Origin of the sequence: Actinopolymorpha sp. B9G3 (assembly GCF_040120725.1) — a bacterium.
Lineage (GTDB): Bacteria > Actinomycetota > Actinomycetes > Propionibacteriales > Actinopolymorphaceae > Thermasporomyces.
The window spans coordinates 49,927-67,862 of record NZ_JBEEAB010000017.1 but is presented as its reverse complement, the minus strand read 5'-3'; the positions used below and the strand labels follow the sequence as shown (position 1 = coordinate 67,862).

Sequence of the window (17,936 nt, the reverse complement as noted above, 5' to 3'; positions counted from 1 at the left end):
GGTCAGGCACTACTCGGGGGTCACGTGTGAGTCTGGATGGCTTCGCCATGGGGGCGGGACCGGACGATCTCGCGCTCGGGTTCGTCGCCTTGGATGGGCGCGTGCAGCGTGTCCGCGACCAGATTGTCTCGCGGAGCTACACCGTCGAGGACCGACGCAAGGTGATCCAGTTGAGCGTCGACGGTGTCGGCCGGATCAAGCACGTCGAAGTCGACCCGCGGTGGCAGCGGGTCCTGCAGGCCCAGGTGCTGGACCGGGAGGTCGCGGCGCTCTACCGTGCCGCCCGTGACGAGGCGGCGCATGCCGAGCAGGTGGCCTACTCCGACGCCGGCTTCAGCGAGGCCGCTGGGTCCGAGGTCGCCGCGGCGCTCCGCGGCTTGGTGACGACGATCCCGGGGGCGCGGGACATCCTCGCGAGGCTGTCCTCGGAGTCGCTCCGCGTGGAGCGCGAACGAGGTGCCGTCGCCGCCGAGTTCAACGGTGACGGTGTTCTGCTCTCGCTCGAGATCCGGACCCGCTATGCCATCGAGACCGACCCGGCGCGGCTTGCGGGCAACATCGAGGCTGCGCTGCGGGAAGGTGAAGAGGCGATCGTGCAGCGGCGTACCGATCTCGCCGCCGAACTCACCAGCGGGCGATCGATCGAGGAGGTGGCAGAGGAGAACCTCGATCGGCTGCGACAACGCATGGATGTCCTTCGAGCAAGGTTGCCGTAAGCGGGTGCAGGCGGAGAGGAGCGGCGATGAACGAGATCGATCGTCCGGCGAATCCGGGCGGCAGGTGACCGCTTCTTCGACATCGGTGCCGACTTCTGGCGACTCGCCCGCCGACTCGACGAGGGGCCGTGCTACCTGTCGGCACCCGACTGGGGCTACAGCGGTGGCGGCAAGGAGGACGTCGTCGCGAAGTACGACGGGATCCGGGGCGGAGTCCGGGACTTCCTTCGTGATGGTGCCGAGGCCATGAGTGAACTCCGGGAGGTCCTCTACCGTGCGGCAGCACGGAGTGCGGAAGACGAAGAGATGAGCAGGGAGGAGTTCGACCGGATCGGACGCTCACTCGACGAGGGGCCGCCCAGGAGGGCTGATCGTGATGAGTGACTCACTGAGCCCTGAGCAGGAGCGGTATTGGCGGTACAACCCCGACGGCTTATGAGCTTCGCAGGAAGTGGCAGGACGAGGCATCCGAGGCATTGGACAGCTTCGTCAACAACAAGGTGGATGACTGCTTCGACGCGCTGGAAAGTCGATGCGAAGCAGTCGCCACGGCAATCCGGGCGATGGCGGATGCCCAGGAAGCACTGAACGAGAGCATCGAAGACGCTGCAAACACGAGTGTGGTCGGAGCAACTGCTGGCGCAATTGCTGGTGGTGGGGCAACGCTGATGACGGCTGGCGCGGGTTCGGCAGTCATCGTGGCAATGCTTTCCGCGATCGTGACCTCGATCGTAACGTGGACTTACGAGGCTTGGAGCATCTATCAGGAATTCGTCGCGGACTGCCTGGAAAGCCTTGACAAACTGGGGGTCAGCGTGAAGTCGCATGGGGTTCAGGTGGTACGTGGCCCCGCCATGGGACCCTGCATAGATTCCTACCTCTCTCTTGGCGCAGGCTCTGGATTTGCTGTTTCAAGTACCCGATAGATCCTTCGCAAGTGATATGCGCCGGCATAGCAGAGCAGCCCTATTGCCGTCGTGGCGAGTGCTCGGGATGGCCTATCCGTGGTCGCAGAGACAAGCATTGAGAACGCAACGCAGACTATGGCGAGCAATGCCAGGAGGCGCCAGTACCTGCGACAATCGGCGCTCTTGAGCCTGCCCTTGAACCCCAGACGTACGACGGGGAGAAAAAGAGCATAGGCGATCGCGGAAAGGATCGCCCCGACCAGGAAGATCGCAGCGGCCGACGTCTCATGTGCTGCGAATGCACCTCCGATGAGAACGCCAATCGGGATCATGAAGGTGAGTGCGAGCACCAGGGGGATGACCGTGCGCACCCCGCCGTAGTAGCTGGGGGAAGCGCCAAGTGGAAGCCTGGTGGAGGGCATGGCGCTTAGGGTACGGCGCTGTATATGTGCGGGAAAGATCACACCACGCCGGAACCGAGTCAGAAATCCGGCACCGCGCGGTGGAGGATGGCGTCGGTGTCGACGCCACGGGGGAGGGTGCCGAACGTCACGCCAGCGTCCCCGCTGAGCCGGGAGGCGCAGAACGCGTCCGCAACTTCGGCCGGGGCGTACTCCACGAGCAAGGCGCCTTGCAGAACCTGGGCGAGGCGTTCAGCCAGCCGACGGGCGCGGTACTCCGCCTGGTCGAGGTCAGCCAGCGACGTCAGGACGTCCTCGACAGCACGGGCAAGGCGGGGATCGGCGCTCTGGGCGGAGGCCACCTCACGCAGCCAGGCTTCGAGGGCGGCGGGCTCGCGTTGCAGCGCCCGCAGGACGTCGAGCGCCTGCACCGAACCCGAACCCTCCCAGATCGAGTTCAGTGGCGACTCGCGAAAGAGCAACGGCATCCCGGACTCCTCGACGTAGCCGTTCCCGCCCAGGCACTCCAGCGCCTCCACCACCACGGCCGGAGTCCGTTTGCACACGAGGTACTTCGCCGCTGGAAGGGCGATCCGTAGGAACGCCTGCGCCGCCGGGTCGGCCGGGGCCCTGTCGACGGCCGTCGCGAGCCGGAGCGCGAGCAGGGTGGCGGCCTCCTGCTCGACCGCGAGGTCGGCGAGGACGTTCGCCATCGCCGGCTGGTCGACCAGAGCCTTCCCGAACGCCCGGCGGTGGCGCGCATGCCAGACGGCCTCGACCACGGCACGCCGCGTGAGGGCGGCCGAACCGAGTACGCAGTCGAGCCGGGTGCTCGCGACCATCGGGATGATGGTGGCGACGCCGCGTCCCTCCTCGCCGAGCCGCCGCGCCCACGTGGACGCGAACTCCACCTCGGCGGAGGCGTTGGACCGGTTGCCGAGCTTGTCCTTCAGGCGTACCAGCCGGAAGGTGTTGCGGCTGCCGTCGGGCAACACCCTGGGTACGACGAAACAGGTGAGCCCTCCGGGCGCCTGCGCCAGCACCAGGAAGACGTCGTTCATGGGTGCCGAACAGAACCACTTGTGTCCGGTGAGGAGATACTCGCCCGCCGACCCGAGTGGCTCCGCGACGGTCGTGTTCGCGCGTACGTCCGAACCGCCCTGCTTCTCGGTCATGGCCATCCCGGCGAGGCAACCGGCCTTGCCGGCTGCCGTCTTCAGGCCGGGGTCGTACGTCGTCGACGCGAGCCGGGGCACCCACTCCGCGGCGAGCGCCGGGTCGACCTGGAGGGCGGGCACGGCGGCGTAGGTCATCGACACCGGGCAGCCATTCCCCGCCTCCGCCTGACTCCAGAGATAGAAACCGGCGGAACGGGTGAGGTGCGCAGACGGCTCGCGCGACGTCCACGGTGTCGCGTGCAGCCCCCACCCGACGGCGCGCCCGAGCAACTCGTGCCAGGACGGATGGAACTCCACCTCGTCGACCCGGTGACCGTACCGGTCGTGCGTCACGAGCCGGGGTGGGTGGCGGTGCGCGTCGAACGCCAGGGCCCGCGCCTGTGGTGACCCGGCCACGGTGCCGATCTCGTGGAGGCGGGAGTACGCGGACCCGGACTCCGGTTCGGGCGCCCATCGCCTCAGCGCCTCCTTCAGGGCACTGTCCGAGCCGAAGGCGTCGTAGTCCAGGACCGGAGGCTGGTTGGTGACGGCATGCGTCTCCTCGTTCTCTCGGCGTACCCGGCGGGGAGGTGACACGGAGGTTGCGGGGTGTTGCGCGTCCATGTGGCTACGGTATGCGCATGAGCGGGCGGGCGCCGGTGGCTGGCGCGCAGGGGGAGCGGACCCGGCGAGGATTTCGTGGCTCGCTGGCCTGGCGACTTCTCAGAGGAACTGTCGGCGCATGCGTGCGCTACCGCGTGACCGGCCTCGCGGCGGAGGGCGCGTTCTTCGCGATCCTGTCGCTCCCGCCGCTGGTGTTCGGTCTGGCCGGCTCGATCGGCTACGTCGTCGGCGGATTCGGCCCCGACACCGTCGAACTCGTGAAGGCGGAGCTGGTCGAGGTCGCCCGAGGCGCCCTCACCGAGCAGAGCGTCCAGAGCGTCATCGTGCCGACGCTCGACGCCGTTCTCGACGAAGGTCGTGCCGATGTCATCTCGGTCGGCTTCGTCCTCGCCCTCTGGTCAGGTTCGCGCGCGCTGAACGTCTTCATCGACACGATCGCGATCATGCACGGCCTCGGCGGGCGGCGCGGAATCGTCAAGACCCGGGTCCTGTCGTTCTCGCTGTATGTCGTCGCCCTCGGAATGGCGATCGTCGTCCTCCCGCTCGTCCTCGCCGGACCGTCCCTCGTCGATGCCCTCCTTCCGGCACGGTTGGACTTCCTGACGACCGCGTACTGGCCCGCCGTGCTGGTGTCCTCGAGCGTGTTCCTCACCACGCTCTACCACCTGGCCGTACCGAAACGGACGCCGTGGCTGCAGGACTTCGGTGGTGCGGTGGTGGCGATGGTGCTCTGGATCGCCGGGAGCTTCGCGCTGCGCTGGACGTTGTCGCACGCGATCGGCAGTACGTCGATCTATGGTCCGCTCGCCGCTCCTATCGCGGTCCTGCTGTGGTTGTACCTCATCGTGATCTCGCTCCTGATCGGCGCCGCGTTCAGTGCGACGTTCCATCGACTGCTGAACGACCGGATGCACCCGGTTCTGCGGCAACCGGTGGGAAATCGGCAGGTGGGGAACCGGCAGGTGGGGAACCGACGGGTGGGGAAGCGGCGGGAGCAGCCACGCAGCAGATCCGGACTCACGCGCGAGAACGAGGCGGCGCGGCGTACCGCCGCGGAGGCGCATGGTGCTCAGCCCGAATCGCCGGCGCCGGCCCTCGCCCCCGAGTCGTCCGGCGACGCCTGAGGGGCGGACTGAGCGGCGCGACCGAACCGCGCCGCGAGAGTACGGATGTGCGGGACGAGTGCGGCAGGCTCGTGCACGTGGAAGTCGAACCCCAGCACTCCGACGTAGATCGCGAGCTCCTCGAGCGAGTTGGACCCGGTGTGGAGCAGGCAGGTGTCGGCGTCGACCGCCTCCACGACGCCCGAGGTCGGCGTCACCCTGTCGGCGACCACCTCGGCAGGTGCATGCATCGTGAAGCGGGCTTGGTACCGGTAGGTCCTGGTCGAGACACCCCTGGACGCGTACGTCGCGATGTCGGGATCGGGCGGCTCGCGCGGCGCGAAGCGCGGACCGGTGGGCGCGCGTGGTGTGATCCGGTCGACCCGGAACGTTCGCCAGTCGTGTCGGTCCAGGTCGTAGGCGACGAGATACCACCGCCGCCCGGTGTGGACCAGGCGGTGTGGCTCGACGGTCCTCACGCTCGAGCTCCGGTCGTGGGCCTGGTAGTCGAAGCGCAGTCGGTCGTGGTCGCGGCAGCAGGTGGCGATGAGCGTCAGCGCACCCGGATCGACGGTCGCCGCACCCGAGGCCATCGGAACCGTGACCGCCTGCAGGGCGCTGATCCGGTGGCGCAACCGGGACGGCAGGACCTGCTCGAGCTTCGCGAGTGCCCGCACGGACGTCTCCTCGATGCCGGCGACCGTGCCACCTGCGGCGGTGCGCAGGCCCGCTGCCACGGCGACCGCCTCGTCGTCGTCGAGCAGGAGCGGCGGCAGGGAGGCGCCCGCGCCCAGCCGGTAGCCGGCGGTTCCGCGGGTCGCATGGACGGGATAGCCCAGCGCCCGCAGGCGGTCGACGTCGCGCCGGACCGTACGCACGGTGACGCCGAGCCGCTCGGCGAGCTCCGCGCCAGACCAGTCGCGCCGGTTCTGCAGCAGCGAGAGCAGCTGGAGGAGCCGGCCAGAGGTTTCCCGCATACCCTGAATCCTCGCCAAGAGTTAGGACAAGAGCTGACCTTACTGGCTCCTAGTGTGACTGGCATGACGAACACCAACCCGCCCGGGCGCAGTCCGCAGATCCGGCCGTTCCACCTCGACATCGCGCAGGCCGACCTCGACGACCTCGCCGACCGGCTCGCCCGCACCCGCTGGCCGGACGAGCTGCCCGGCGTCGGCTGGACCCACGGCGTACCCCTGGACTATCTGAGGGACCTCGTGGAGCACTGGCGGACCAGCTACGACTGGCGCAAGCACGAAGCGGAGCTGAACGAGTTCCCGCAGTTCACGACCGAGATCGACGGTCAGAGGATCCACTTCCTCCACGTGCGGTCACCCGAGCCGAATGCACTCCCGCTGATCCTCAGCCACGGCTGGCCCGGGTCGGTGGTGGAGTTCCTCGACGTGATCGGCCCGCTCACCGACCCCCGCGCTCACGGAGGCGACCCGGCCGATGCGTTCCACCTGGTGATCCCGTCGCTGCCCGGCTTCGCCTTCTCCGGCCCGACGCGCGAGGGCGGCTGGGACTCCCGGCGCATGGCCGTTGCGTTCGCCGAGCTCATGCACCGGCTCGGCTACGAGCGCTACGGGGCTCAAGGCGGCGACTTCGGCGCCTTCATCGCACCGGACCTCGCGCGGGTCGACGGTGAGCGGGTCGTGGGCGTCCACGTCAACGCCGCCACCGTCGGATTCATCCCGTTCGGACCGGTCGACGACGCCGTGCTCGCCGAGCTCACCGACGTCGAGAAGGAACGCATCGAACGCAAGAACCGCTTCCTGTCCGAGGGCAACGCGTACTTCCAGATCCAGGCGACGCGCCCGCAGACGTTGGCGTACGGGCTCACGGACTCGCCGGTCGGCCAGCTGGCGTGGATCGTCGAGAAGCTCAAGGAGTGGACGCATCCGGCCGAGGACCTGCCCGAGGCGGCCATCGACCGGGACCGGTTGCTCACCAACGTCATGCTCTACTGGCTCACCGCGACAGCGGGCTCGGCGGCGCGGCTCTACCTTGAGAGCATGCGCAGCCAGAACTGGCCCACGAAGACCGCCGTTCCGACCGGGGTCGCGGTGTTCGCCGAGGACATCGCCATCCGGCGGTTCGCCGAGCAGACCAACACGATCGTGCACTGGAGCGACTTCGACACCGGCGGACACTTCGCGGCCATGGAGGTGCCGGACCTGCTTACCGGAGACGTCCGCGCCTTCTTCCGGTCGCACCGATGAGCGACGTGCTCACGACGCGGGCGCTCAACCGCACCACGCTCGAGCGGCAGCTGCTGCTCCAGCGGTGGCGGTTGCCCGCACTCGACGCGGTGGAGCGCGTGGCCGGCCTGCAGGCGCAGGCGCCGTTCCCGCCGTACTACGGGCTGTGGTCACGGCTCGTCGACTTCCGGCCTGAGGAGTTGGCGGACCTGCTCACGACACGGCAGGTCGTGCGCATCGTGCTGATGCGTTCGACGATCCACCTGGTGTCCGCGCGCGACTGCCGGCTGCTGCGGCCGCTCGTTCAGGTCGTCTCCGAGCGGGGCCTGAGTGCCGTGTTCGGCCGGTCCCTCGACGGGCTGGAACTCGAGGAGGTCGCCAAGGCCGGCCGCGCGCTGGTGGACGAGCGGCCACTCACCTTCGCCGAGCTGGGCGCCCAGCTACGGGAGCAATGGCCCGACCGGGACGCCTCGGCACTCGCCCAGGTCGTCCGCGCCAAAGTGCCCCTCGTGCAGGTACCCCCACGGGCGATCTGGGGTGCCGGCGGACTCGCGCGGCACACGTCCGCGGAGTCCTGGCTGGGCGCTCCGATGGACCCTCAGCCGGCCCTCGCCGAGCTGGTCCGGCGGTACCTCGCCGCATTCGGCCCGGCCACTGTCGCGGACATCGCGAAGTGGTCAGGGCTCACGAAGCTCGGCGAGGTCGTCGACGGTATCCGGCCGGAGCTCCGGACGTTCCGGGACGAACGGGGACGCGAGCTGGTCGACCTGCCCGACGCGCCGCGCCCCGACCCGGACACTCCGGCTCCTGTCCGGTATGTCGCGGAGTTCGACAACCTGCTGCTCGCCCATGCCGACCGCACCCGGGTGATCGCCGACGAACACTGGCCGCGCATCTACACCGTCAACGGGATCTTCCCCGGAACCGTTCTCGTCGACGGTTTCGTCCGCGGGACCTGGCGGATCGTCAAGCAGCGCAGGAAAGTGACGCTCCGAGTCGATCCGTTCGTCCGCCTGACGAAGCGCGACCAGGCCGCCCTCGGCAAGGAAGGGGACCGACTGCTGGCCTTCGCCGCTCCTGACGCCGAGGCCCGGGACATCGAGGTCTCTGCCGCGGGGTGAGGCCCGCGGCACCGCGCCGGCGGTCCACCGTGTAGGAATGGCTGGCGTGGCAGACAGTTCCGCGGCTTCGGCCGACCTCGTGGTGCTGGGCGCCGGTCCGGCCGGGCTCGCGGCCGCCTGGCGCGCGGCGCGGCGAGGGCTGAGCGTCACCGTCCTCGAACGCGCGCCCTCCGTCGGCGGCATGGCGGCGAGCTTCGAGGTCGCCGGTGTCCGCGTCGACCACGGCAGCCACCGGCTGCACCCGGCCACGCCACCCGAGCTGCTCGCCGACCTGCACGGTCTCCTCGGCTCCGACCTGCAGACCCGACCGCGCCACGGCCGCCTCCGGGTGGGCGAGCGGTGGGTGGGCTTCCCGCTGCGTGCCGCCGAACTGGTCAGGGCGCTCCCGCCCGGCCTGCTCGCCCGGGTCGCGCGGGATGCGGTGACCGCGCCGCTACGCCGGCCGCAGGCCGACACCTACGCCGACGTGTTGCGGGCCGGCCTCGGTCCGGCGTTGTACGACGCGCTCTACGCACCGTACGCACGCAAGCTCTGGGGTCTGCCCGGCGACCGGATCGCGGGGGAGCAGGCCCGCCGCAGGGTGACGGCGGACACGCCGTGGAAGATCGCCGCGCGGATGCTGCGCCGGTCTGGACGGAGCCAGAGAGGCGGTGCCGAGGCGAAGGGGCAGGGCCGGGTCTTCTTCTATCCTCGCCGGGGCTTCGGCCAGATCGTGGAAGCTCTCGCGGAGGCGGCTACCGATGCCGGCGCGAGCATCCGCCTGGGTGTCGCGGCCGAGCGCCTGTCGACCGGCGCGGGAGGCGTCACCATCGGCACCACCGACGGCGCGACCCTGCGGGCGGAGCAGGTGTTCTCGACGATCCCGCTTCCCGTGCTCGGTCGAATCGCCGAACCACGTCCTGACGCCGCGCTCGAGGCGGCGGAACACCTGCGCTTCCGGGCGATGGTGCTCGTCTACGTGGTGCACGAGGGTGGCCGCTACTCGGCGTACGACGCGCATTATCTGCCTGGACCCGAGACACCGGTCACGCGGATCTCCGAGCCGGCCAACTACCGCGTCAGTGTCGACGATCCCGCGGATCGCAGCGCCTTGTGCGCGGAAGTCCCTTGTGCGATGGGTGATCCGGTGTGGAAGGCCTCGGCCGAGGATCTCGCGGAGATGGTCGACGACGCCCTTGCCAGGACGGGCCTCCGCCCGGCCGCCCGCGCGGATGTGGAGGTCCGCCGGCTGCCGCATGTCTATCCGGTCTATGACCTGGGTTTCGAACAGCACCTCAGCGCCCTCGACGCCTGGGCGCTGGACCTGCCGCGGGTGACGACGTTCGGGCGGCTGGGCACCTTCGCCCATGACAACACCCACCATGCGCTCGCGATGGCCTACGACGCGGTCGACGCGCTCTCCGCGCGGGGGTTCGACGACGTGGCATGGTCGGCCGCGCGGGAGCGGTTCGCCGCCCACGTGGTCGAGGACTGAAATCCCGGCCCGTTCAGCTCCCGGTGGACGGCAGGGACCACCTTGCGCAGGTAACGCCCGAGCCGGACGAACGATCGCCCGCTCTCCCGGAACGCGTAGGTGATCGGCACCTCGGTGTAGGTGTACCCCTTGGCGAGCAGGTCGAGGGTGAGGACCTGCGCGTAGTTGTAGTCGTGCACGATCTCGGCCTCGGCGGCCGCCCGGGCGGAGAAGGCGCGGTAGCCGCTCTGGCCGTCGGTCACGTCCCGGCGCCGGGTGAGCCAGCGCACCCACCAGGTCAGCACGACGTTCCCGAGTCGCCGGTGCGCGTGCATCCGGCGGATGTCCCCGGCGAACCGCGAGCCGATCACGTAGTCGGCACCTCCGGTGAGGACTGGTTCGGCGAGCCGTGCGAGCTCCTCGGGCTGGTACTCCCCGTCGGCGTCGAGGTAGACCACCGCGGCGGGCCGCAGTTTCGTCGCCTCCGCGAGCCCTCTCCGGACCGCGGCGCCGAGACCGAGGTTGCGGCCGTGCCGGACGACGTGGGCACCGGCACCCGCCGCCTGCTCCGCGCTCCCGTCGGAGGACCCGTCGTCGACGACCACGCACTGGACCGGCCTGCCGTGGACCGTCTCCGGCAACCTGCGTACGACCTCACCTACGGTGTCCTGCTCGTTGTGCACCGGCATGATCGCGACGACCGGTGCCGCGGACTCGATCGACCACGGCGTCGGGCGAGGCGGGACGGTACGCGGCAGGCGCAGCAGTCCCCAGTACGTCGGCGCAGGAACGAGGAGCGCGACACCTCCGACGAGTAGGGCGTAGACCGTCTTCGCCGCATGCGTCGCGAGCGCGATCGCGAAGGCCTGACCCGTCGGCACACCGAGGCCGGTGAGCGCGGCCGTGGCGGCGGCTTCGTACGATCCGAAACCGCCCGGCGTGACGGCCACCGCCTGCGCCACGATCGTCACTGCCGTGACCGCGACGGCCTGAAGGGGCTCCAGCGGCACCCCCGCGGTCCGCGCGATCTCCCAGACGACGGCCGACTCGAGCACCCACGCCACGACAGCTGCCGCGACCACGAGCCCACCTGGCAGCCGTACCCTCTCGCCGGGCCGGGTCCCGGTCTGGGCGGCGGTGAGCCTGAGCCTGCGTACCCACCACACCGCCGCGGCCCCGAGAGCCACCAGGCCGGCCAGGAGCGCCCACACCCACGGGTCGGTGACATCGAGCACCAGTCCTGGAACAGCGACAAGGGCGAGCAGCACCACACTCAGCAGGTCGGCCACCCGGGAGGTGACGGCGGTGGCGGTGACTGGCCCGGCGGGGAGGTCGGTACGCCGGAGCACGCTCGTCACCCGCAGGGCCTCACCCAACCGGAACGGCAGGACGTGGTTGCCCAGCAGGCTCACGTGAAGGGCTGCCCACGAGTGGCCGTACGCGAGTCCGGGCAGCATCCGCCGCCACGCCCGGGCACGCAGGTCGAACGCGAGTGCGTAGCACGCGAGCGCGACGAGCAGACCGAGCGGATCTGCGGTGACTGCGGCCAGGACCTTCGCGAGTACTCCGGCGTCGACGACCGTGACGAGGTAACCGCAGGCCACGACGAGAAGGGCGAGGCCGATCACCCGGCGGGCGGTGCGCATAGGGCGCTTCCTCTCGGGAGGAGACAAGCGATCAAGGGCCGACCAGCAGGAAGCGCCCCCGCGGATGACAGCCTGCTGAGGTTAGGCTAGCCTTCCCCACCATCATGTGGCGAGTGGAGGAGACAGCGTGGCTGTCGTCGTGACCGGGTCGGCCGGCTTCGTCGGCCAGACGACCGTCCGGACGCTGCTCGACGCGGGATACGCCGTGGTCGGCGTCGACCGCCGGCCACATCCGCCACCGGTGGGCCTCAACCCGGTTGCCGGTCGACGCTTCACGTCGCTCACCGCCGACCTGCTCGCAGGCGACGCGGGCGTGCGTGAGGCGCTCGACTCCGCCGACGCCGTAGTCCACCTGGCCGGGTGCCCGGGCGTCCGCGACGGCGGGCCTGACGTCGCGCAGCGGCGCCACCGCGACAACGTCCTGGCGACGCAGGTGGTACTCGACGCGGTGCCCCTGCGCACGCCGCTCGTTGTGGCGTCGTCCTCGTCCGTCTACGGCGGTTCGGTAGCCGGGAAGCCGTGCGTGGAGTCCGACGTTTTGCGGCCGATGGGCGGGTACGCCGAGAGCAAGCGTGCGGCCGAACAGCTGTGCCGTCGGCGCATCGATGCCGGCGGTGTCGTCGCCATGGCACGGATGTTCACCGTCGCGGGCGAAGGCCAACGGCCCGACATGGCCCTCACCCGCTGGATCGCCGCCGCCCGGAACGGCCAGGCACTGCACATCTTCGGCTCCCTCGACCGCACCCGCGACATCACCGACGTACGCGACGCCGCACGGGCGCTCGTCGCCCTCGCCGAACGGCACGTCCGCGGGCCGATGAACGTCGGTACCGGCGTCGGCCACCGGTTGCGCTCCCTGGTCGACGTCACGGCTGAGGTTCTGGGTGTCGACGTGACGACGGCAGTGACGCCCGCCCATCCGGACGAGGTGAGTGACACCCTCGCCGACGTGCGCCGGCTGCGGAAGGCGGTCGGATTCGTCCCGGTGACGGACCTTCGCGACGTCATCACCCGCCAGGTCGCGGCCAGCGGACAAACAGACGCCGGCACCGGGGTGGGGACAGCCGCCGGATCGGCTCGCCATCGGGGGAGCGGCGTGGTGACGGTGACGTGACCCGCCCCGCGCCGCCGCCTCCCCTGGTCTGGGCGATGGTGGTTGTCTTCGTCGTGGCCACGACTGCCGCGTTGCTCGGGATCGGCGTCCACGCGACCCGGGGCGGCCATGCGGCCGTCGACGAGCCGCAGTACCTCCTGACCGCGCTCTCGCTCGCCGAGGACGGCGACCTCGACATCTCCGACGAACTCGCGGCCGAGAGGTGGCGGGCGTACTTCCACGACGACCTACCCATGCAGACGGCGCCGCTGGAGGACGGGCGGGAGCTCAGTCCGCATGACCCGCTCCTGCCGGTGTTGCTGGCGGTGCCCATGAGACTCGGCGGGTTCCTCGCTGCCAAGGCGGCGCTTTCAGCGGTCGCCGGTGTCGCCGCTGCCCTTTCGGTCTGGACTGCCGTACGCCGGTTCCAGGTGCCGCTCGGTCTGGCGACCTCCGGCGTGGCGGTGGCGTTCGCGTCGCCACCGCTCGCCGTCTACGGCCAGCAGGTGTACCCGGAGCTCCCGGCGGCACTCGCGGTGGCCGTGGCGGTCGCGGCGCTGACCGGCCGGCTCGGTGCCCGAGGTCTGGTCGTACTGGTGCTCGCCGTGACCGCGCTGCCGTGGCTCGGAGTGAAGTACGCACCCGTCGCGGCTGCGCTGGTACTGGTCGCGCTGGCCCGGCTGGTGCTGGCGCGGCGGCGGCAGGCGGTGCTCGGTCTGACAGGCGGACTGCTGGTCTCCGGGATCACCTACCTGGCCGCCCATCAGGCGATCTGGGGTGGCTGGACCGTCTACGCGAGCGGTGACCACTTCGTGGACACGGGCGAGTTCAGCGTCGTCGGCGTCGCGCCCGACTACGTGGGCCGCAGCCTGCGACTCGTCAGCCTGTTCACCGACCAGGCGTACGGCCTGGCGGCGTGGCAACCGGCATGGTTGCTCGCCGTGGCCGCCCTCGGTGCGCTCCTGGCCGTCCGTCCCCGGGGATGGGCCGCCCTGGCCGTACCGCTGGCCGCCGGCTGGCTGGTGGCGACGTTCGTCGCGCTCACCATGAACGGGTTCTGGTGGCCCGGCAGGCAGGTCGTCGTCGTCCTGCCACTGGCTCTTGTCATGGTGCTGTGGTGGCTGGGCAGGTCCCCGGTCGGTGTCCGCGTGGTGGCCGGCGTCCTCGGACTCGTCGGTGTCCTCGCCCTGGTGACCCTGCTGGTCGACGGGTGGGCAGGCGAGATCACCTGGGTGGCGCACTTCGAAGGCGTCGACAACCCGGCGTACCAGCTCCTTCGCGTGTTCCTGCCGGACTACCGCGCGGGCTGGTCACATTTCTGGGTCGGTCACCTGATCTGGTGCGCGGTCCTTGTCTGCCTGGTCGCGGCCGGATGGTCGCAGGCGAGGCGGCGCGAGAACGCCGAGGCGGTACTCGACGAGACGTCCCACGAGGACGAGGACGCGGCAGCACTCACGGCCAGTACGAGATGAGCGGCAGCACGAGATGAGCCGCAGTACGAGATGTGTCTGAGAGATGAGCCCGCAGTACGAGAGGAAGGACGATCAGGATGGAACGCATGAGTCGCCGGCTGGGCGCCGTGATCGCGGCGCTCGCCCTCACCGGCACGCTGGGTCTCGCCGGCTGCAACGACGACGGGTCCGGAAGCGGGTCAGGTTCGGGTTCCGGGTCCGGTTCGGGATCCGGTTCGGGCTCCGGCTCCGCCAGCGAGTAGGCAGGCCGTGTGGGCGCCGGTCAGCACCGCATGCGATGTGCTGGCCGGGGTCCTGCACCGGCCATGGCGTCAGTGGCCGGTGGGGAAGAACTCCGCCTCGCCGACCACGACCAGGCCGACCTCGGCACCCACAGGTGGTGCGGGCGCCCCCTGGACGCGGGCGGTCACCTGAACCGGCGCCCCGCCGTCCTGGCGTACGGAGAGCCGCACCAGCGCGTCATGACCGTAGAACTCCCCGCCGCTGACCTCGGCGGCGACACCGTGGCCGGCGGCCTCGACCCTGACCTGCTCCGGCCGGATGACGACGACTCCGGGGCCGGACGGGAGGGATCGGCGCACGGTCACCTCGCCGAGCGGACTGTTGGCGACCCGGCCGTCGCGCAGCACGGCATCGAGGACGTTCGCCTCGCCCACGAACGTCGCCACCTCCACATCACCCGGTTCCCGGTAGAGGCCTGCCGGCGGTGCCGCCTGCACCACGCGGCCGTCGCGGAGCACGGCCACCAGGTCGGCCATCGACAGCGCCTCCTGCTGGTCGTGGGTGACGAGCACCGCGGTGGCACCGGCCGCATGCAGCGCGGCGCGGACGTCACTGCGCACTGTCGCGCGGAGTGCGCTGTCGAGCGCGGCGAAGGGCTCATCGAGCAGGACGAGGGCGGGCTCCGGTGCCAGGGCCCTGGCCAGCGCTACCCGCTGTTGCTGGCCGCCGGACAGCTCGTGGGGCATGCGTTCGGCATAGCCGCCGAGACCGACGAGGTCGAGCATCTCCGGCACCCGCGCCGTTCGCCGGCGACCGCGGGGGAGTCCGAACGCCACGTTGCGGCCGACGGACAGATGCGGGAACAGCGCACCCTCCTGAGGCACCACTCCGATGCGCCGCCGCTCCGGTGGCTCGACACCGGCGGGCCCGGCGACGACCCGCCCGTCGAGCAGCACCTCGCCGGCGTCCTGGCGGCAGAAGCCGGCGATGATCCGGAGCAGCGTGGTCTTCCCGCACCCCGACGGGCCGAGCACGGCGGCGAGAGTGCCCTTGCCGACGGTGAGATCCACGCCCCGCAGGACGGCGGCGTCACCGAAGCTCTTGGCGACTCCACGCACGGTGAGCTCGCTCATGGACCGGCCTCCTCGCGTAGTGCTCCCCAGCGCCGGCCCAGGACGAACGTCGGCAGCGCCGCGAGCAGGACGAGGGCTGCCGCGTAGGGTGCGGCCGCTGCGTACGCACCCGTCTCCGTACGCCCCCACAGCTCCGTCGCGAGCGTCTCCAACCCGGTCGGCCGGAGCAGCAAGGTCGCGGGCAGTTCCTTCATGCAGGTGAGGAAGACGAGAGCGGCGCCCGCGGCAACCCCGGGCGCGGCCAGGGGGAGGGTGATGTGCCGTAGGACGTCGAGCGGCCTGCGGCCGAGCGAGCGCGCGACCTCCTCGAGGACCGGTGGTGACTGCGCGACCGACGCCCGCACCGCACCCACCGCGAGGGGCAGGAACAACACGGCGTAGGCGAGGACGAGCACCGGAAGCCGCTGGTAGAGCGGGTACAGGTAACGGACCGACAGAAACACGAGCGACAGCGCGAGGACGATTCCGGGCAGGGCGTGCGGGACGAACGCCGCCTGCTCGAGCAGGCGTCCGACCCGCCCCCGATACCGCGCGGCCACCACGCCGACAGGCACCGCGAGGGCGACCGTCACCAGGGCGCCCAGCGCCGAGACGCCGAGCGTGGTGAGCATCGCGGGGACCAGATCATCGAGTCCGAGACCGGCCGACCGCCCGCCCAGCAGCCAGTACGCAAGGGCCGCAAACGGCACGCCGACCCCGACGCCGGCCACCGCGCCGCACCACAACACCGCGGGCACCGCACCCCGCCACCCGAGGGTCACCCGCTCCCTGTATCGCGCGACGCCCCCGCCCACCCGGGCATAGCCGGCGCGGCCCCTGGCGCGGTTCTCGCCCCAGACGATCACCACGGTGAGAACCACCAGCAGGCAGCCGAGGATCGCGGCCGGCGTGGGGTCGAAGCTCGACCGGTACGACGTATAGATGACCCGGGCGAACACGTCGTAGCGCAGGATCGCGACCGCACCGAAGTCGGACAGGACGTACAGCATCACGAGCAGTACACCGGCAGCCGCGGCCGGCCGGACCTCCCGGAGCGTCACCGCCACGAACGTCCGGACCGGCCCGAGTCCGAGCGAGCGCGACACCTCCTCGTGTGCGGGATCCATCCGTTCGAACGCCGACAGCACCGGGAGGTAGACGTACGGATAGCAGGCCAGCCCGAGGACCAGGGTCGCACCGGCGAGGCCACCGAAGCGCGGCAGGAGCGACAGCCAGGCGAACGCGGCGACGTACGACGGCACCGCGAGCGGCAGGGCGAGCACCACTCCCCAGAGGCGCCGGCCGGGCAGCCTGGTGCGGGCGACGAGCCACGCGAGGCTGACACCGAGGACCAGGGCGAGACCGCTGACGGTGGCGGCCAGGACGAGGCTGCGGACGACGAGGAGCAGGGTGCGTTCGCGGGCGAGGACGTCGACCACCGTGCCGAGGCCCTGCTCGGACGCGCGGACGGCGAGGTAGAGCAACGGGAGCAACGCCACCGCGGCCGCGATCAGCGCGGGCACGAGGAGAACGAGCGGCGGGCGGTCCCTCTGCCCGGCGGGCCGTCCTGGTCGTGCCGCGCTCCGCGCGGGTGCCGCGGTGGTCACGTCAGTCCGGCGTCCTCGATCATCCGCAGCGTGTGCTCCAGCGTGTCGAGGTCGGACAGGTCGATGTCCGGGCTGTTCAGGCTGTCCAACGGCGGGAGGTCCTCGACGGCGGGTACCCCCTCGATCAGCGGGTACTCCTTCGTCTCTGTGGCGAAGTACCTCTGCGCCTGCGGCGAGACCAGGAAGTCCACGAACTTCCGCGCCTCACCGGCATGGTCGGCCCCGCGCAGGACACCCGCGCCTGCGACGTTGACGAGCGCGCCCGGGTCCTCGTTGTCGAGGAACTTCAGCCGGGCCGGCACGGCCTCGAGTCCTTCCTCGGCGACCTGTTCGTACCAGTAGTAGTGGTTGATCAGGCCCAGGGCGATCAGGCCGTCCTCCGCGGCGTTGAGGACGAGGATGTTGTTGTCGAACGTCTGGACGTCGTTGGCCTTGATCCCTTCCAGCCACTCGCGGGTGACGTCCTCGCCCTCCATGACCCGCATCGCCGTGACGAAGGCCTCGAACGACGCGTTGCTCGGCGAGATGCCGATCTTGCCCTTCCAGCGCGGGTCGGTGAGCTCCATCACGCTGTCCGGTATCTCGTCCGGGCTCAGCTGGTCAGGGTCATAGACGATGACGCGGGCCCGGCCAGACGTGCCGATCCACGTCCCGTCGGCGGCGCGGTACCGCTCGGGGATCCTGTCAAGGACGCCTTGCGACAAGCGGGCGAGCCGTTCGCCCTTGGCCAACGCACCGAGCGCGCCCCCGTCCTGGGAGAAGTAGACGTCGGCCGGCGTGCGGTCGCCTTCCTCCAGGATCTGGGCCGCCAGCTGGGCGGTGTTGCCGTACCGCACGGACGTCTCGATCCCCGTGCTCTCCTCGAACCGCTCGATGAGCGGCCCCACGAGGTCCTCCTGGCGTCCGGAGTAGATCACGAGCTTGCTGTCGTCGACCGCGTTCTCGCCGCCACAGGCCGCCAGCCCGGCGGCGAGGATGAGGCCGAGCCCGGCGATAGCAGCCGGCAGCCCCAGCCGATGCCGCATCGGTGCGCTCCTAGGACAGTCCGAGGATTAGGTACGCCTAACCTTAGCCCAGGCGACGTGAGGTAGCGCAGGGAGTCA

At 70.7% G+C, this 17,936-nt stretch carries 16 protein-coding genes; 10 read left to right on the top strand and 6 right to left on the bottom strand.

Annotation, left to right across the window (positions count from 1 at the left end; all coding sequences use genetic code 11):
- The first annotated feature begins 26 nt into the window (after window positions 1-26).
- The 3 genes from ABNF93_RS25395 (at window position 27) to ABNF93_RS25385 (ending at window position 1,642) form a co-directional block, all read left to right on the top strand.
- Window positions 27-716, top strand: a complete 690-nt coding sequence (locus ABNF93_RS25395; protein WP_349330685.1) for a hypothetical protein — start codon at window positions 27-29, stop codon at window positions 714-716.
- A gap of 246 nt (window positions 717-962) precedes the next feature.
- The gene (locus ABNF93_RS25390) at window positions 963-1,100 is read left to right on the top strand and encodes a hypothetical protein (RefSeq protein WP_349330684.1); all 138 of its coding nucleotides are present in this window, start codon (window positions 963-965) and stop codon (window positions 1,098-1,100) included.
- Between the two features lie 92 nt (window positions 1,101-1,192).
- Complete coding sequence (locus ABNF93_RS25385) at window positions 1,193-1,642, top strand: hypothetical protein (protein WP_349330683.1); 450 nt, start codon at window positions 1,193-1,195, stop codon at window positions 1,640-1,642.
- A gap of 463 nt (window positions 1,643-2,105) precedes the next feature.
- Here the strand turns inward: ABNF93_RS25385 and ABNF93_RS25380 are convergent, their stop codons facing one another.
- The gene (locus ABNF93_RS25380; protein WP_349330682.1) at window positions 2,106-3,806 is read right to left on the bottom strand and encodes an acyl-CoA dehydrogenase family protein; all 1,701 of its coding nucleotides are present in this window, start codon (window positions 3,804-3,806) and stop codon (window positions 2,106-2,108) included.
- Between the two features lie 17 nt (window positions 3,807-3,823).
- Between ABNF93_RS25380 and ABNF93_RS25375 the strand changes: the two genes are divergently transcribed.
- Entirely contained in the window at window positions 3,824-4,930 is a 1,107-nt protein-coding gene (locus ABNF93_RS25375; protein WP_349330681.1) for a YihY/virulence factor BrkB family protein, read from the top strand.
- Here the strand turns inward: ABNF93_RS25375 and ABNF93_RS25370 are convergent.
- A complete protein-coding gene (locus ABNF93_RS25370) occupies window positions 4,876-5,886 on the bottom strand; it encodes a helix-turn-helix transcriptional regulator (protein ID WP_349330680.1) in 1,011 nt (336 codons plus the stop codon). The genes ABNF93_RS25375 and ABNF93_RS25370 overlap by 55 nt on opposite strands.
- Before the next feature lie 63 nt (window positions 5,887-5,949).
- Between ABNF93_RS25370 and ABNF93_RS25365 the strand changes: the two genes are divergently transcribed.
- From ABNF93_RS25365 to ABNF93_RS25355, 3 genes are read left to right on the top strand one after another with little or no spacing between them, the layout of a single operon-like run.
- Complete coding sequence (locus ABNF93_RS25365) at window positions 5,950-7,128, top strand: epoxide hydrolase family protein (RefSeq protein WP_349330679.1); 1,179 nt, start codon at window positions 5,950-5,952, stop codon at window positions 7,126-7,128.
- The gene (locus ABNF93_RS25360; protein ID WP_349330678.1) at window positions 7,125-8,228 is read left to right on the top strand and encodes a winged helix DNA-binding domain-containing protein; all 1,104 of its coding nucleotides are present in this window, start codon (window positions 7,125-7,127) and stop codon (window positions 8,226-8,228) included. The genes ABNF93_RS25365 and ABNF93_RS25360 overlap by 4 nt, the downstream gene beginning before the upstream one ends.
- Before the next feature lie 46 nt (window positions 8,229-8,274).
- Window positions 8,275-9,702 carry a protoporphyrinogen/coproporphyrinogen oxidase gene (locus tag ABNF93_RS25355; protein ID WP_349330677.1) on the top strand — a complete coding sequence of 476 codons (1,428 nt, stop codon included), beginning with the start codon at window positions 8,275-8,277 and terminating at the stop codon, window positions 9,700-9,702.
- On the opposite strand, the gene ABNF93_RS25350 is transcribed toward ABNF93_RS25355, so the two are convergent.
- Window positions 9,606-11,327, bottom strand: coding sequence for a lysylphosphatidylglycerol synthase domain-containing protein (locus ABNF93_RS25350; RefSeq protein ID WP_349330676.1), 1,722 nt, complete (start codon window positions 11,325-11,327; stop codon window positions 9,606-9,608). The genes ABNF93_RS25355 and ABNF93_RS25350 overlap by 97 nt on opposite strands.
- A gap of 127 nt (window positions 11,328-11,454) precedes the next feature.
- Between ABNF93_RS25350 and ABNF93_RS25345 the strand changes: the two genes are divergently transcribed.
- The 3 genes from ABNF93_RS25345 (at window position 11,455) to ABNF93_RS25335 (ending at window position 14,134) form a co-directional block, all read left to right on the top strand.
- Window positions 11,455-12,441 carry an NAD-dependent epimerase/dehydratase family protein gene (locus ABNF93_RS25345; protein WP_349330675.1) on the top strand — a complete coding sequence of 329 codons (987 nt, stop codon included), beginning with the start codon at window positions 11,455-11,457 and terminating at the stop codon, window positions 12,439-12,441.
- On the top strand, window positions 12,438-13,892 hold the full coding sequence (locus ABNF93_RS25340) for a hypothetical protein (RefSeq protein WP_349330674.1): 1,455 nt from the start codon (window positions 12,438-12,440) through the stop codon (window positions 13,890-13,892). Before ABNF93_RS25345 ends, ABNF93_RS25340 begins: the two co-directional genes overlap by 4 nt.
- 86 nt (window positions 13,893-13,978) lie before the next feature.
- Window positions 13,979-14,134, top strand: coding sequence for a hypothetical protein (locus ABNF93_RS25335; protein ID WP_349330673.1), 156 nt, complete (start codon window positions 13,979-13,981; stop codon window positions 14,132-14,134).
- Window positions 14,135-14,203: 69 nt separating this feature from the next.
- Here ABNF93_RS25335 and ABNF93_RS25330 read toward each other — a convergent pair whose 3' ends face one another.
- Genes ABNF93_RS25330 through ABNF93_RS25320 form a run of 3 tightly spaced genes read right to left on the bottom strand, consistent with a single transcriptional unit; the run spans window position 14,204 to window position 17,858 of the window.
- Window positions 14,204-15,247, bottom strand: coding sequence for an ABC transporter ATP-binding protein (locus ABNF93_RS25330; protein WP_349330672.1), 1,044 nt, complete (start codon window positions 15,245-15,247; stop codon window positions 14,204-14,206).
- Window positions 15,244-16,833: an ABC transporter permease gene (locus ABNF93_RS25325; protein ID WP_349330671.1), complete on the bottom strand. Its 1,590-nt coding sequence runs from the start codon at window positions 16,831-16,833 to the stop codon at window positions 15,244-15,246. The genes ABNF93_RS25330 and ABNF93_RS25325 overlap by 4 nt, the downstream gene beginning before the upstream one ends.
- Entirely contained in the window at window positions 16,830-17,858 is a 1,029-nt protein-coding gene (locus ABNF93_RS25320) for an iron ABC transporter substrate-binding protein (protein WP_349330670.1), read from the bottom strand. The genes ABNF93_RS25325 and ABNF93_RS25320 overlap by 4 nt, the downstream gene beginning before the upstream one ends.
- Window positions 17,859-17,936 lie beyond the last annotated feature (78 nt).

Excerpts from the sequence above, each read along its gene's own strand:
- ABNF93_RS25390 (WP_349330684.1), top strand. The coding sequence starts at position 963 with ATGAGTGAACTCCGGGAGGTCCTCTACCGTGCGGCAGCACGGAGTGCG.
- ABNF93_RS25380 (WP_349330682.1), bottom strand. The coding sequence starts at position 3,806 with ATGGACGCGCAACACCCCGCAACCTCCGTGTCACCTCCCCGCCGGGTA.
- ABNF93_RS25375 (WP_349330681.1), top strand. The coding sequence starts at position 3,824 with ATGAGCGGGCGGGCGCCGGTGGCTGGCGCGCAGGGGGAGCGGACCCGG.
- ABNF93_RS25370 (WP_349330680.1), bottom strand. The coding sequence starts at position 5,886 with ATGCGGGAAACCTCTGGCCGGCTCCTCCAGCTGCTCTCGCTGCTGCAG.
- ABNF93_RS25365 (WP_349330679.1), top strand. The coding sequence starts at position 5,950 with ATGACGAACACCAACCCGCCCGGGCGCAGTCCGCAGATCCGGCCGTTC.
- ABNF93_RS25360 (WP_349330678.1), top strand. The coding sequence starts at position 7,125 with ATGAGCGACGTGCTCACGACGCGGGCGCTCAACCGCACCACGCTCGAG.
- ABNF93_RS25350 (WP_349330676.1), bottom strand. The coding sequence starts at position 11,327 with ATGCGCACCGCCCGCCGGGTGATCGGCCTCGCCCTTCTCGTCGTGGCC.
- ABNF93_RS25335 (WP_349330673.1), top strand. The coding sequence starts at position 13,979 with ATGAGTCGCCGGCTGGGCGCCGTGATCGCGGCGCTCGCCCTCACCGGC.
- ABNF93_RS25330 (WP_349330672.1), bottom strand. The coding sequence starts at position 15,247 with ATGAGCGAGCTCACCGTGCGTGGAGTCGCCAAGAGCTTCGGTGACGCC.
- ABNF93_RS25320 (WP_349330670.1), bottom strand. The coding sequence starts at position 17,858 with ATGCGGCATCGGCTGGGGCTGCCGGCTGCTATCGCCGGGCTCGGCCTC.